The sequence below is a fragment of the Alphaproteobacteria bacterium genome (genome assembly GCA_037200005.1).
Taxonomy (GTDB): domain Bacteria; phylum Pseudomonadota; class Alphaproteobacteria; order UBA9219; family RFNS01; genus JBBCGY01.
Genome location: JBBCGY010000001.1, coordinates 1,500,516 through 1,515,152, shown reverse-complemented (window position 1 = coordinate 1,515,152; position 14,637 = coordinate 1,500,516). Strand labels below are relative to the sequence as shown.

General features: G+C 61.8%; 8 protein-coding genes. 5 read left to right on the top strand and 3 right to left on the bottom strand.

Annotated elements, in window-relative coordinates:
- Positions 1 to 3: 3 nt before the first annotated feature.
- Positions 4 to 1,164 (bottom strand): DUF2066 domain-containing protein, encoded by a 1,161-nt coding sequence (locus WDO70_07835; protein ID MEJ0063100.1) that lies wholly within the window; start codon positions 1,162 to 1,164, stop codon positions 4 to 6.
- A 76-nt stretch (positions 1,165 to 1,240) separates the two neighbouring features.
- Here WDO70_07835 and purM point away from each other — a divergent pair, with 76 nt between their 5' ends.
- The 5 genes from purM to WDO70_07810 all read left to right on the top strand — a co-directional run bounded on the left by purM (position 1,241) and on the right by WDO70_07810 (position 6,523).
- Complete coding sequence (gene purM, locus WDO70_07830) at positions 1,241 to 2,311, top strand: phosphoribosylformylglycinamidine cyclo-ligase (protein MEJ0063099.1); 1,071 nt, start codon at positions 1,241 to 1,243, stop codon at positions 2,309 to 2,311.
- Positions 2,312 to 2,926, top strand: a complete 615-nt coding sequence (purN, locus tag WDO70_07825) for a phosphoribosylglycinamide formyltransferase (protein MEJ0063098.1) — start codon at positions 2,312 to 2,314, stop codon at positions 2,924 to 2,926.
- 52 nt (positions 2,927 to 2,978) lie between these two features.
- Complete coding sequence (locus WDO70_07820) at positions 2,979 to 3,134, top strand: aa3-type cytochrome c oxidase subunit IV (GenBank protein MEJ0063097.1); 156 nt, start codon at positions 2,979 to 2,981, stop codon at positions 3,132 to 3,134.
- 84 nt (positions 3,135 to 3,218) lie between these two features.
- Positions 3,219 to 4,097, top strand: a complete 879-nt coding sequence (locus WDO70_07815; GenBank protein ID MEJ0063096.1) for a hypothetical protein — start codon at positions 3,219 to 3,221, stop codon at positions 4,095 to 4,097.
- A gap of 86 nt (positions 4,098 to 4,183) precedes the next feature.
- A complete protein-coding gene (locus WDO70_07810; GenBank protein MEJ0063095.1) occupies positions 4,184 to 6,523 on the top strand; it encodes a DNA translocase FtsK 4TM domain-containing protein in 2,340 nt (779 codons plus the stop codon).
- Between the two features lie 44 nt (positions 6,524 to 6,567).
- Here the strand turns inward: WDO70_07810 and WDO70_07805 are convergent, their stop codons facing one another.
- A complete protein-coding gene (locus tag WDO70_07805; protein ID MEJ0063094.1) occupies positions 6,568 to 10,992 on the bottom strand; it encodes a glycosyl hydrolase 108 family protein in 4,425 nt (1,474 codons plus the stop codon).
- Positions 10,943 to 14,548 carry a DotA/TraY family protein gene (locus WDO70_07800; GenBank protein MEJ0063093.1) on the bottom strand — a complete coding sequence of 1,202 codons (3,606 nt, stop codon included), beginning with the start codon at positions 14,546 to 14,548 and terminating at the stop codon, positions 10,943 to 10,945. The genes WDO70_07805 and WDO70_07800 overlap by 50 nt, the downstream gene beginning before the upstream one ends.
- Between the last annotated feature and the right edge of the window lie 89 nt (positions 14,549 to 14,637).

Genomic DNA, 14,637 nt, shown 5'->3' with positions numbered 1-14,637 from the left:
TTTTTACCGCTCCTGAAGTTGCCAGACGCCTTCCGGAGTCTGGCCGATCGTCAAGCCCTGTTGCGCGAGGGCTTCGGTTAACTGCTCTATATTGCCCTGAAAGGCGAGTTGCAGATTGGCGCCGCCATTCTTGATGCTGGTGACGTCGGCGCGCCGAATGAGGGGAACTGCGCCGAGCCGCTGCCGCAGCCGCGTCAGTTCCGGCAGGCTGGCAAGCGAAGCATGCACCGGCAGCGTATTTTCCTGCCCGTCGAAAACGGGAGCAGCGCCGCCATCGGTATGTCCGGCGATAGGGGCGGTTCCGGCGCGATATTGCTTGATGAGCTTGTCGAGCTGCGCCACGGCGGCGGCCAGCTGCGCCTCATGCGTCGGCGCGGCCGGAATGGCGAGGCCGTTCTGGCCTTGATTGTCTCCGTTCGCGTCATAACGGCTGACGATGACGGTGAGAGGATTGGCCGGATCGGTTTCGCCGCCTGGAAAGGCGGCGACCAGCACGAATTCCGCGTTGTAATTGGCGGCGATGGCCTCGATGGCTTTCGCGTTCCCGGCCAAGGCGTCGTCGGCGCTTATCGCGCTGATATCGGACATTTCGCCGGACGGAATGATGACGGGGGTCAGGCTTTCGGTGCGCAGCAGGCTTTCGCATGCATTGCGCCATGGCGTGCGCTCCTCCCACAATACCGCGCGCTTATCGACGCCGCTGACCGGAAGGACGATCACCGGCCTGCTCGCCGTCGTCATGTAATGCGCGCCCGCGCCGTCGAGCAGATTGCGCACGGCTTGCGGCCTGAAGGAAACATCGAGTTTGGCGATATAGCGGACGCGCGACGATTTCTCGTTGGTGATCTCGAAATTCCGTACCAGGCGGGTTATTTTGCCGTTGTCGATCTTGGCCGGATCGAAGCCGCTGTCCGCGCCAATTCTTTCCAGAAGCTGGGCGAGAGCCGCCCGCTGGCCGTCGAAAATCGCTTTATCGCGGGCGGCGGCGGCGCTGGCCGCCGTGACATCGACCGCGACGTCCCGCACCGTGTAAAGGGCGTCCTCGCCGCTTTCGGCTATCGCCACCGGCGCGGGCATAACGCCGTTCTGCGCGAAAACGGGCGGCGCAGAGAGCAAAAGCAGCGCCAAAGCGCCTATCCGGCTTAAGGTTGTCAAAATCGGCATTTCCGCTATCTTGTCACGTGAAGCGTTCGCAGCATATATACGCGAGCTTGCTCTTGAACTCTAGAGGCTTTGACCGATGATTCCCAATCAGCCCGCCAAGACCAGTTATGCCGACGCCGGAGTCGATATCGACGCTGGCAATGCCCTGGTGGAAGCCATCAAGCCGCTGGCCAAGGCGACGGCGCGGGCAGGGGCCGAGGCCGGTTTAGGCGGATTCGGAGCGCTGTTCGATCTGCGCGCCGCGGGCTACAACGATCCTTTGCTGGTCAGCACGACCGACGGCGTCGGCACCAAGCTGAAAATCGCCATCGCTACCGGGCAGCACGACACCATCGGCATCGATCTGGTCGCCATGTGCGTCAACGATCTGGTGGTGCAGGGTGCCGAGCCGCTGTTCTTCCTGGATTATTTCGCTACCGGCAAGCTGGATACCGGCGTGGCGGCGCGCGTGGTGGCGGGGATCGCCGCCGGTTGCAGCCAGGCCGGTTGCGCGCTGGTCGGCGGCGAGACGGCTGAAATGCCCGGCATGTATGAGGCGGGCCATTACGATCTGGCCGGATTCGCGGTGGGCGCGGTCGAGCGCGACAAGGTTTTGCCGCGTGGAGATGTGAAAGAGGGAGATGTCCTTCTGGGCCTCGCTTCGAGCGGCGTGCATAGCAATGGTTACTCCCTGGTGCGGCATCTGGTCGAGGCCGCCGGTCTGGATTATGCAGCTCCGGCTGCCTTCGCACCCGACATGACGCTGGGGCAGGCGCTGCTGACGCCCACGAAACTTTATATCGCTTCGGCGCTGGCGGCGATCAAGTCCGGCGGAATCAAGGCGTTGGCGCATATCACCGGCGGCGGGCTTACGGAAAATATTCCGCGCGCCCTGCCGGAAGGATTCGGCGCATGGCTGGATGCGGGAAGCTGGAAAATGCCGCCGGTATTCCCGTGGCTGGCGCAGATGGGCAAAATCGCGCCCGAGGAAATGGCCCGCACGTTCAATTGCGGCATCGGCATGGTCGCGGTGGTGGACTCCGCTCAGGCAATCGCGGTGACGAAGATTCTGGAAGCGGCGGGCGAAACGGTCTTCCGCATCGGCGAGGTCGAGAAAAATCTTTCCGAGCGCCGGGTGCGGATTCAGGGGCTGGAGAAGGTCTGGTAGGTGAATATCGGCGTTCTCATATCGGGCCGGGGATCGAATTTGCAGGCGCTGATCGACGCGGCGGCGGAGCCGGGCTATCCGGCGAAGATCGTGACCGTCATCAGCAACAAGCCGGCTGTGCAGGGCTTGGAGCGCGCGGCGAAGGCGGGGATTCCGACCGCCGTCGTCAATCACCGCGATTATCCCGACCGCCAGGCTTTCGAGGCGGAACTGGACAAACAGTTGCGGGCGGCGAGCGTCGAACTGGTCTGCCTCGCGGGCTTCATGCGCGTGCTGACGCCGTGGTTCATAGGCCAATGGCACGACCGGCTGATTAATATCCATCCGTCGCTGCTGCCCGATTTTCCGGGACTCGATACTCACGCGCGCGCGCTTGCCGCCGGGGCGGAGCAAAGCGGCTGCACCGTGCATTATGTGCGCGAGGATGTCGATGCCGGGCCGATCATCTTGCAAGCCGCCGTCCCCATTCTGCCGGATGACGATGCCGATACGCTGGCGGCGCGGGTGCTCGAGGCCGAGCATCGCGCCTATCCCCAGGCGGTGCGATTGATCGCGCAGGGGCGTGTGAGGGTGGATGGGAGTCGCACTATTATTGACGAAACGATTCCAGGGTAATTGCCCGCAAGAAACGATGACGATATAATGCCTTTGATACATGGAGCATAGAATGACCGACCACGCTACCGATCTTACGCCGACGATCGACGAACTGCTGCCGAAGCACAAGGCTACTTGGAATCAATTCACCAAGACGGCGCTGTATGTGGCCGTCGCGAACGCCGCGCTTCTCGTGGCGCTGCTGTTCTTCTTCGTGATTTTATAAGCCGGGCGTCACGCGAATCATTGCGCGGCGTGGATGGGTATGTAAGGTTTTCCGCTGATCTCACGAATCGGCGAGGCTTTTCTCTTGCAACAGACAGACGATAAATTCCGCGATCTCGGAACGCCAAGGCGCGTTTTCGCCATCGGCGCGACCGGCGGCGATGCGGCGCGGCTGCGGCTTTTGCACGATTATCTGCTGGATGTCGTGACGCCGGGCGACCAGGTTGTCTATCTCGGCGATTATATCGGCGGCCATGACGGGCTGGAGGCGCTGGACGAATTGCTGCTGTTCCGCCGGATGCTGCTGATGCGTCCGGGGGTCGAGGCGCGCGATTTCACCTATTTGCGCGGGTTGTGCGAGGAATCCTGGCAGAAGCTCCTGCGTCTGCCCTTCGCCCGCGAGCCGGAAAAGCTCATGGAGCGTCTGCTTGACGAGGGCGCGGAGCATTATCTCGCGGCTTACGGCGGCGATTACCGCACGGGGCAGCATGCGGTGCGGGCCGGCGTTCCCGCCCTGACGCGCTGGGTGCATCATTTGCGGCTGGCGCAGCGGGCCCGCCCCGGCCATGAACCCTTGATGACGGCCATGCGCCGCGCCGCCTTTACGCGCGGGCAGCATAAATTGCTGTTCGTGCCCGTTGGTTTCGATCCGTTGAAACCGCTGACGGAACAGAGAGACGCTTTCTGGTCCGGCATCAGCGGCTTCGGGCGGATTACCGGCCCGGTGCAGGGCTATGTTCGCGTCATCCGGGGCCGGGATGCGGCGGGCCTCGGATTACGCGCGGATCGGGCGACGCTGACGCTCGACCCGATGGATGAGCGCGGGCCGATTTTGTGCGCGGTCGTTCTGCCGGACGGCCATATCGACGATCTGGTGCAGATTCATCCGCTGGCCAGGGAGCGCGACAAGCCGTCTTCCGCCGCGCCGGGCCTTGCCGCGGGCATGGTTGCGCCGCCGCTCTAACTTTATTTGAATCGCGATTCCGATTCAGATAGACTCTTCTCATGGCCATTATCCGTCCCCAGTTGCGCGCAGGGTACAGCCCGCGCATGCCGCGCCGAAAACAGGCGCTTCCGTGGCTGCCCGAGACCTTGCACGCCGCGATTACGCGGCGTGTGCGTTTTCTGGCGGGGGCGGCGCTTATGCTGACGGGGATAGCTTGCGCTCTGGCTCTTGTCAGCTATGTCCCGTCCGACTCGTCCCTGAACAGCGCCCAAGGCGGAATCGCCGGCGGCGCGATGATCATTCATAACTGGCTCGGCGCTTTCGGCAGCTATGGCGCGGATCTGCTGCGCCAGTTTTTCGGTCTTGCCAGTTATTTGTTGTGCGTCGTGCTGGCGGCCTGGGGCTGGCGGCTCATGAGCGGCCGCAGTCTCGATCATCTGGCCGGTCGCATGGCGATGACTTTGTTCGCGCTGATTTTATGCGGCACGGCGTTGCAAGCCTCTATCCCCGCCATGGGCGGCCATCCCGCGGGCGGCGCGTTCGGCTTGCTGCTGGCGCGTAAGGCGGCCTCCCTGCTGCCTGCCGCATGGGGAGGCTATGCCATGACCGGAGCGGGACTGCTGCTGACGGCGGCGGCGGTCTATATGGCATGCGCGCTGACTTTGGCGGAATGGTCGGCTCTATGGGCGCATATACGCAGCAAGACCGCGTGGCTTCTAGCGGCGATGGCGGGTCTGGGGCGGTGGTTCTTGCGGCGATTCCGCGATCCGCAGCCCGAGGATGAAGCCGACGAGCCCATGGCGCAGAATGACAATGCGGCGCCGGCATTGGCGTCCGTCAAGCCCGCGCCGGTCAAGCGGCCGCAGAAATCGCCGATGATCAAAAAAACGGCGGCTTCCGCCCGCCAGGCAAAGCTGGCGCTGGAAGGGGAAAACGAAAATCCCCTGCCGCCGCTCGATCTTTTGCCGTTGCCCGATCCCGCCAAGGCCAACCGCGAGATCGCGCCGGAAGCCTTGCGCCGTAACGCCGAACTTCTGGAAAGCGTGCTGAGCGACTTCGGCATCAGCGGCCAGATCACCGATGTCGCGCCGGGGCCTGTCGTCACGCTCTATGAGCTCGAGCCCGCGCCCGGCATTCGCGCCGCCAGGGTGATCGCGCTCGCCGACGACATCGCGCGCAATATGAGCGCGGCGTCGGTGCGGGTCGCGGTCGTGCCGGGACGCAACGTCATCGGCATCGAAATGCCCAACCAGCGCCGCGAGACCGTCCTCATGCGCGAGCTTCTGGAAAGCGAAGCCTATAATAGCGGCCAGCAATCCCTGCCGCTCATTCTCGGCAAGGATATCGCGGGCGCGCCGATCATCGCCGATCTGGCGCGGATGCCGCATTTGCTGATTGCGGGCACGACCGGTTCGGGCAAATCGGTTTCGGTCAACACGATGATCCTGTCGCTACTGTACCGGTTGCCGCCGCAACGATGCCGCTTCATCATGATCGATCCGAAGATGCTGGAGCTTTCGGTCTATGAGGGCATTCCGCATCTGCTGACCCCTGTCGTGACCGAGCCGAAAAAGGCGATCGTCGCGATGAAGTGGGTGGTGCGCGAGATGGAGGAACGCTATCGCGCGATGTCGAAACTCGGCGTGCGGAATATCGACGGCTACAATATACGGCTCAAGCAGGCGCGGGATCGCGGCGAGGAGCTTACGCGGCAGGTGCAGACGGGATTCAATCCCGGCACCGGCAAACCGATCTTCGAGGAGCAGCCCCTCGATCTTTCCGATCTGCCCTATATCGTCGTCATCGTCGACGAAATGGCGGACTTGATGCTGGTCGCGGGCAAGGAGATCGAGATCGCGGTGCAGCGACTGGCGCAGATGGCGCGCGCGGCGGGGATTCACATCATCATGGCGACGCAACGTCCCTCGGTCGATGTCATCACCGGCACGATCAAGGCGAATTTCCCGACCCGGATCAGCTTTCAGGTCACGAGCAAGATCGACAGCCGGACGATCCTGGGCGAGCAGGGTGCCGAGCAGCTTCTCGGCCAGGGCGACATGCTCTATATGGCGGGCGGCGGGCGCATCACCCGCGTTCACGGCCCCTTTGTCCGCGACAGCGAAGTGGAAAAGGTGGTGGCCTTCCTTAAGGCGCAGGGCGAGCCGGATTATCTCGACGAAGTAACCGAGGGCGGCGAGGATGGCGATTTCGGCGACGCGGGCGGCGGCTCCGATGGCGATTCATCCGGCGGAAACGAAATGTACGACATGGCCGTCGATCTGGTGCAGCGCGAAGGCAAGGCCTCGACCAGTTTCCTGCAGCGGCATCTCAAGCTCGGCTATAACCGCGCCGCCGTGCTGATCGAGCGCATGGAGCGCGAGGGCGTCGTCAGCGCCGCCAACCATGTCGGCAAGCGCGAAGTGTTCGGCGGGAAGAGGGCGTAGACCCCGAGACTTCCCATCTGTCCGGGGGAGGGGAAGACGCCGCGCTAAACTGGCGCATCCAGCAGATCGCCGAAACCGGCGTCGATGTTAGTATGGGCTTGCGTCACGTCAAATTCTCTTTCACGGACTCTTCCGCCTCTTTCGCGCGCGCCTGATTCTTCAGCGACAGCGGCTTGTTGCCGCTTGGCATCCTCCATGCGGGCTTTCTCAGCGCGAAGGAGTATGTCTTGCACTTGCTTGAGTCCCGCAATGCTGCCGTCGATTTCCGCCATGGTGCCGGTCGTCGCCGTTGCGCGTGCCGTGTTCATGGCGACATTTAACGTTTCCTGTTCTGCGGGATTGAGATAATGAGCCGCGCCGCTATCCAATATATTATCCCAAGCCTTGATTCCATCGGCTAGATTGCTCCTTCTCCATTCGGTCTCTCGCGCTACGGCTTCGGGAGAAGGAGGAGCGTTGCTTCTTTCTTCTAGCGGGTCGAGCACTGTCTTTTTGTAATGCTTATAGCTCTCAAGATCAGCGGCGGTGAGATAGTCTATATCTAGAACGCGGCGGGCCTCCATTAGCAGGGCTTCCTCATTCTGGGCGGACTCGACGGCGCCCGTTTGCGGCGCGCTCACGCTGAATCCTTCAAGCGGATCATGGGCATTGAACGGATTGGCGGGGTTAGCGGGATTGATTGCCTTTGCTGCTTCGGCATCGACATACCGGTCGCGTCCCCCCATTCCCTTGGGAACCATGTCGTTGCGGCGATAGGCATAAAGACTGCCGTCAACCACGGCGTCTCCGGCGACGGCATGGCCGGGCGCAATGTTCGCCGCGCGGAATCCTTGCTCGATTTTTTGAATCATTTCCGGCCAATGTTGCTCTCCATAATCATAAAGCGTGAACATTTTCCCGGCTTGGTCATGGCTGGGATTGCTGAACTCTTTGGCGGCTTCCGGCGAAGTGACTTTGAAATGTTTTCCGCCATATTGCTCATAAACCTGCAGGACGATGTCGGTCGCGCGGTCGAGATCGGCGGCATTCACGGATAAATGCGTTTTCCAGCCACTCCTATTTTCCGCATCCTGTTTTTCGTTGTAGGCCGGTGTGTAGAATTTTGCAAAGTCGCCGACGCTCTTCCATTTGACATCGCCAATTTGACCGAAGGGGTGCTGTGTTTCGTCAAAGCCTGCCGCGGCCTGAGTGTATGCTCCTGCATATGCGCTTGCCTGAGCACTCGTTGCGGATGCGTGAGTATCATCGCCGGAATAGGCGGTATTCCGGTTTTGCGGTGCCGAGGAAGGCATCATGGCCGCCCCGGCGATTGCCGCCGTGGCCATCGCCTGCGCGAATGGGCGGGGGGACGATGTGCCCGATACATGATGTGGCTGCGGCGCGTCGTCCGGCATGCCAGCGGCGCGGGCAAAAGGCTCCGATGGGTCGATGAGCGTCGAGCCTCCGTCATTCCCTCTTCCCGACAGGTAAGAAGGTTTCGCCGCGACAGGTTCCCAGCCGCCGCTTGCGGGAGCGGGGGAGATGTCGCCGCCGCCCGCGCCTTGGCTTGGCGCGCTGGCGGCTGGCGCGACGTAGTCCGCCTTCCAGGAAGGATTTTTCTCGAACCAGTTGTCGATCCTGGCTTCGTGGTTGTCCAACCATTGTCCAGGCTTTTCCATGATGCCGCCTATGCGCGACAGGACGCCGCCGCCTCTTATCAGATTACCGTTCTTGTCGGTATCGTCGTCATAGACTTCTTCCTCGCCCGAGACTTTCGGCTTGAGCCTTTCCTGCATCTCCGCTTCGGCGGCCGCGTCCTCTTCGGCCTCTTCCGCTCCGATCGCCATCAAGGTGGCCGCGTCGTACGGCCCCGCCTGGCCGTCGGCAATGCCGCCGCCACCGCCGCCTGAGCTATTGCTTCCGAAAATATAATCCACGGCGCCTGCGGCCAGGTTATAGGCCGTGTCCGCCTTGTCCGCCCATCCGATGGCCCGTCCGACCGCGGAAATGCCGGTGCGCAATAATCCAGTTGCGGCGGCTCCTTCTGCCGCCGTGGCGCCTCCCGCCGCGGCGGTTCCTCCCGCTGCGGCGGTAGTTCCTCCGAGGAGTCCCGTTCCCAGGACCGCCTCGCCGCCGAAGACGGCGGCTACGGAGGCGCCGACGATGCCGGCGGTGGCGAGATAGGGGTGCTTCGACGCGAAAGTATTGAAATCCTCCATCAGCGTTGCTTTTGTTCGGCCTGTCGCGCTTTGCACGGCGTCGAGGATTTCGTCCCTCGAAAGATGCTGCCCGTTCGCGTTCCGGCCGAGCGAACCCAGAACCACGGCCAGCGTTTCAGGATTATGCAGGTCGATCGCTTCCGTCGGCTTCATGTCGAGCGCCGTGCTGATCTCTTTGACATAGGCTTGGGAATCGCCGAGATTTTTGTCCCCAGCGTCTTTTCTCCAATCGAGCCAGCTCTTGACGACGCTCTCGGTCGTCGTGCTCAAGAGTTCTTTGTCATAGGCTATCGACTTGCCGTGAGCGGCTTTTATGGCCTTCGCTTCCTCGTCACGCTGTTTTTTCAGCCCTTCAAGATCGTCGTGGCCGGTCAGGCTAAGACCGTCATCTATCTTAGACAGCTTCGTTTTATCCATCAGCGTATTGCGCTCTGCCATATTATAAGCGAGCGTGTTGAGCTGTTCTTGACTGGTGAAGCCGCCGACGGCTCCCGCGCCTTTTCCGGCGTTTTTGTCATCGCGATATTGAGGAGGCAATGTGTCTATGCTGTCGTTCTTGATGCTGTTCGATATGCGGTAAGCCGCATCGATGGTGGCGGTCTTTTGGGCGGCAATGCGATTCATCCAGGCATCACGGAATTGCTCTTTGCCTGGCTTTTTTGCATTTTCTTCATAGCGATGTTCCAGGATTTCATACATTTTGGAGCTATCGCCATGAGATTGCTTCACCAGGCTTAAGGCTGCCGCCGCGCTCCCCGTGTTGTACATATAGGAAGCCGCCATCCATTTCGCCCGGTCATCGCCCTGGATGTGGTCGCCGTCAATGGCGTCCCAATAATTCCGCCGGGTGATTTCCATGACCTGCGCGCGCGTCAGATTCTTGAGGTCGTGCGTGCCGGTATATTCTTGAATCATTTTAGTGTTGTTGCTTGCCGTGAGTCCCCAACGGCCGGCACCGGCGCCGTCGTCCAGCGTGGCAATGACATTGCCGCCTTCGTCCCGTTCCATGATCATATTGATGATGCCGAATCGCGAGGCTTCTTCCTGGCTTTGGAAGACGGTGGACGGATCCGCGCCCGCGGCGAGCTGGTCGAGGATTTGCTGTGTCCGCGCCAGACTCGCGACGTTATCTTCGGATAAATTGCTTCCGGGAGGCGTCAAGCCCGCCCGGCTCGCAGGCGGAATGGAAGCGGCCTGGATATAGCTGGCCTGCTGAGTGTCGCCGTGCTCGTCATCCTCTGCCGTGCCCGGCGCGCCGCCCGCGGTCGTGCCCGGCTGGCCGCCGCCCGCCGCTGTCTGAAGCTGCGCCAGGGCGTTATGATATTCGGGGTGGACATTGTCCTTGCCGAGATGCGTAAGCGCGCCTCCGAAGCTGAATCCCGAAGTGTCAGCCTGCATGGCGAGCATCTCGTTGACGCCTTCATATTTGGAGTCGGAGACGCCCATGACGGTGACATCCGCGCCGGCGGCCTTGAGCGTTCTGAGCTGCTTGGCGACCAGGGCAGTCTGCTGGCCTAATATTTCCTTGTATTGCGCGCTGTTGGGATTGAGGTTGTCATCGGCGAGCGCGCTATTGCTGACGCCCGTGGACAAAACGACTTTCTTGCCGCGCAGCGCGTTCGGGTTTGTCGCCAGCATGTTATTGATCGCCGACTGCACCTCTTGCGGCGAGCGTCCTTCAACGGCGTCGCCGCCAAGCCGTCCGATATTTTTCACGCCCAGCGCGATGCTGTCGCCGATCGCTATGTCGAATTTTACGGGTTTCGCGCCCGCCAGGACGGTAGCGCCACTCGCCGTGGCGGCGGCATTCGGGAACAGCGGCGGCGGGGTCAGGCCTATCGTGCCGTCGCCCTTGGCGTCCTCGCCATAGCCGTCGCTCCAGTTTCGCCCATTATAGCCGTCATCATGCTGGTGCCGCTCGACGCGCGCGACGTATTTTTTTCCGTCGACTTCTAAACTATATTCATCGCCGATCGTGTCCGTCGGCTTGCCGGTATAGTTGGCATTGGCGTCTTTAACCAGCGTGAGGCCATCGATTTTGGGCCGCTTGCCGCCCTTGGTCTTCCATTCATCTCTCTGCTGATTCTTAAGTTTTTCCGCGAGGGCCACGGCGGCGGCGGGAGGGGTTTCGCCTTTCTTAAGACGGACAACCTTTCCGTCGGCGTCATAGGCGAGGATGGAAACGCCGTTATGCCAGCCGGTTTTCTGCGGAGTGCCGCCGCTACTGCTGCCGCCCGGCGCGAAAGGTCGTGGGGGCGCCTGAGCCCCCACCTCCTGGATTCTTACCTATGTTGCTTGCCGCGGTCTTGGCGTCGCCGGCATTCACGGAATCGAAGGTTTTTTGCGCCTGGGCTTGGTAGCCAGCCGGGATATCCTTCATGCCGTAGCCGCCCGCGCCCGCGATGTCTTTAAGATTGACGGCCTGGCCGGTCAGCGTCCTCCCCATCCCTGCCTGAGTAGGGCTGTTATCGCTGCCGGGAGTCATGCCGAGCATGACGCCCGGCGATCCCATTCCATGGATCGTGCCGGGACCGGCGCCGCCGCCTTGGGCTTTATAGGCGGCCAGAGCGGCGGGGGTGGCCCCCAGGGCGCTCATGGAGCTGCCGTCTTTCGTCATGGCGTTGCTGCCCGGCATGCCCGGCAGGGAGCCGTTGTTGCTCATTTCGCCGCCGACCTTTTTGGCCGACCCGTAGGCAGCAGCGCCCCCGACGCCCAGGGCCAGGGCTTTGAGCCCGCCGCCGAGCAAGCCGCCTCCCTTGCTTTCGGCGCCTTTCGTGATGCCGCTGACGGCGCTCTCCGCCCCGCCCGCAAGCTTGTCCATCATCGGGTTGCCGCCAGCCCTGGCGGCAGCGGCATTTTGAGCATTCATGACGGAGTTCCCGCCGCTGATTCTTCCGATGCTGCCCTGAAGTCCCTGACTGACCTGACCCAGCGCCTGTCCGCCCATGATGGTGGCGGCCGTGCTGGCGCCATGGCGGCTGAAGTCATGATCGACGGTGCTGCCGCCGATCCAGCTGACGGATCTCATCGGAAACTCGTCGATGCATTGAATCGACGCGTTAATGAGGGCATAGCATGTGCTCGCGTAAAGCAGGAAGAAGACGATCGAGCTCATGGGATCGTCGCTGCCGACGAGGCCGGTCTGCAGCGGTATGAAGAACACGCGCGTCAGGAAGGTAATGCCGGTATTGATCAGCAGCGCCGTAACCACCAGTCCGACGATCATCATGATCGGCCGCAGGAACAGCTGCAGCATCATGGTATAGGCGCCGCGCGCCGAGCCGGACGGAAGTCCCTCGCCGTGCGGCGTGATGTGGGCGATGGCGATGACCGGGATGGCGATCACCGCCTGAAGCAAAGTCACCAGCCATGTCAGCACGCCGAGGCAGAAATGAATGAAGGGCAGCATCGGCAGCAGATAAAACAGCATCATGCCGGGCACGAGGATCAGCATGCCCCAGGTAATCAGCAGCGGCGCGATCATCGCGCCGATCGCCAGCGCTCCCTGCGCGCTCTTGCCCAGAATCTTCGCCCCGATGCTGAGAATTCCTCCGTATTTGCCCCCTTTCGCCGCCGCCGCAGTCGCGACGCCGTCGGTTTTGCCGGCTATCCCGGCTCCGAGACGGTCGGCGAAGGCGGAAAGAGCGAAACCGACGATAAGGCTGTATTCGCCCGCATGGATGAGACTTTTGCCGAGACTCATCATGTCGGACATGGGATAGGGGCTGGTAAACAGGTTTTGCCAGACATATTTGTTGTTGTCGTTGATCAGGCCGGTAAAGCGCAAAATCGCACGGATCGCGCCCGCGCCTCCATCCGTCAACGTGTCCCACATCCCGCCGAAAGACCAGGATCCCCCGTCAGCCGACGTGTTCGTGGTGGATTCCTGATCCTCCATCTTCAGTTTTGTCTCTGTGAACTCATTCTCGCAATCATACAGTCCGTTGCCGGCCGCGCTGAAGGAGCCCAGGCCGGCGCCCCCACCGCCAAACTTGGTGCAGCCGCCGAAATCGACCGCGACCTCCGGCCTGTTGTTGGCTGCTTTATCGAAGGCGTTGCTCTTCGCCACCAGCGACACGAAAAGCGCGCCGGCGGTCATCCAGCCGCTCGGCTTCCTAGTCAACGGATCCTCTTTGAGGGCGTTGCTGACCGATGTCGTCTGGTACTCGATCGTGGTTGATGCGCTGTTCGGCGATACCTGGCCGGTGCCGCCCGTCAGCTTGCTTCCGAGCGATACGCTGTCCAATGTCGGAGTCACGACGGCGGCTGTCCCTGCCGCTGCCGCCGCTCCCGCCGCAAAGGCCGCCAGATATGCCACCTTATAAGCGTCTTGCATCGACTGAATCGAATAATGAAGATTAAGGCGCGCGCTACCGCCCGGCGCGGGCTCCCAGAGCACCGTGCCGTTCCCGGTAGGCTCGGCTATCGGGGTTGCGATCTTGCCGCTGCAATCCTTGCATTTGGTTGCGAGCGCCATGGCCGCGCCAAGCTGTATCCCCGTAAGCTCGATGGCCTTATACGCCGCGACATGCGCCAGGCTGGCTGCTGCTATGGCCGGGTAGTCCGAAGCACCGCTTGTTGGCATGGTATCCGGATTAGGGGCCAGCCCCTTATAGGATACGCTGCCGCATGGGGTGCCGGTCCACCAGGCCCCGCCGTCCGCGGCATAGGATGCTTTATAGATTTTGTTCGGGCCGCTGCCGTCGATGCCGGCGCCGTTAATCGCGCCGGTTTGTATGATCATCGCGTTGTCCGCCCTGACGGCCTCCCAGACCGGTCCGGAAGCTGGCGAGCCCGCCATGGCGGGGACGACCACGTCGTCGGCAGTACCGAGTTTGCCGTCGGGGCCGGTGCCGTCGGCGGCATTAAGAACATCCTGGCCCGAGCCTGAGCGGATGAACTGCGCATTTTTGCCGCAATAGCCGATGGCCATAAGCTTTTCAATGGTATCCGTGGCGTTGAGGTCCGGGGTGGCGGTCATCCTGGCGCCGGTCAGGAATTTGTCCATCGCGGTTACCCAGATATTGGACGCCATGCCTGAGCCAAGCTTGGCGATCTGCATGACCAGGAACTGGCCGCTGCTGAACCCGCCGCCCAGGGGGATCAAGAGGCCGAGCGCGAAGACCAGCCGGATCGGCGCCCAGACCTGGTGGGCGCTCTTGCCCATCGCCACGCCTTCATGCGCGGTCGCGGCAACCATGGAAATAAGGTGATAGATCAAGATGATCGAGGCGACGAGCAGCATTGCCGAAGAGTAAAAGCCCGCGATGTCCCGGAACATATTCGGCAAGGCCATCGTGCTTGCGTTGGCGGCGATGCTCATCGTCGGCCCGAGGAACCCGGTGGCATTGCCGCTGATGCTGAACAAATAGTCGAGCCAGCTATTGGCGTAATCGTCGCCAAGGCCCGGCGCGTCGAAAATGCCCGCATGAGCGGGGGTGATGAACATGCTGGCCAGCGCCGTGAAGAACCCGATCACCGAGAAAATGATCGTGCCGATGACGGCGAAGAAGAACAGGATTTTCGGCACGCCCCCGCGGTTCCACTGCAGGCTGTCGAAGGCGATGCCGAGGACGGTAAGAAGGGGCAGGCGCATGGTTTCGTTGAACAGCGCCGGGTGGTTCTTGGGGAACAGACCCTGCTGCACGAAAATATGGGCAAGGATGCGGACGAAAATGCCGCTATTCTTCCCCATATCCTTAAGGGTGCCGCCAAAGTGAGGCGCGTACATGAATTTCAAGGCATTGCGCACGGGAGTCCTTTTCCCATCTTTGCCGCCGGGTTTGGTCGGCCCAGGATCCCGTTGCCAGCTTTGCGCCATGGTCATCTGCTTTCCCTATTAAAACGCCGAACAAGTCTTCGGCGCTGGATTCGCCAGGTTATTAGCACCATCGCAATTCAAGAGTTGGCGTCCGT

What these genes read in the sequence shown, in the direction of transcription:
- WDO70_07820 (MEJ0063097.1), top strand. Translation starts at nt 2,979, where the DNA reads ATGACCGACCACGCTACCGATCTTACGCCGACGATCGACGAACTGCTG.
- WDO70_07810 (MEJ0063095.1), top strand. Translation starts at nt 4,184, where the DNA reads ATGCCGCGCCGAAAACAGGCGCTTCCGTGGCTGCCCGAGACCTTGCAC.
- WDO70_07800 (MEJ0063093.1), bottom strand. Translation starts at nt 14,548, where the DNA reads ATGACCATGGCGCAAAGCTGGCAACGGGATCCTGGGCCGACCAAACCC.
- purM (MEJ0063099.1), top strand. Translation starts at nt 1,241, where the DNA reads ATGATTCCCAATCAGCCCGCCAAGACCAGTTATGCCGACGCCGGAGTC.
- WDO70_07835 (MEJ0063100.1), bottom strand. Translation starts at nt 1,164, where the DNA reads ATGCCGATTTTGACAACCTTAAGCCGGATAGGCGCTTTGGCGCTGCTT.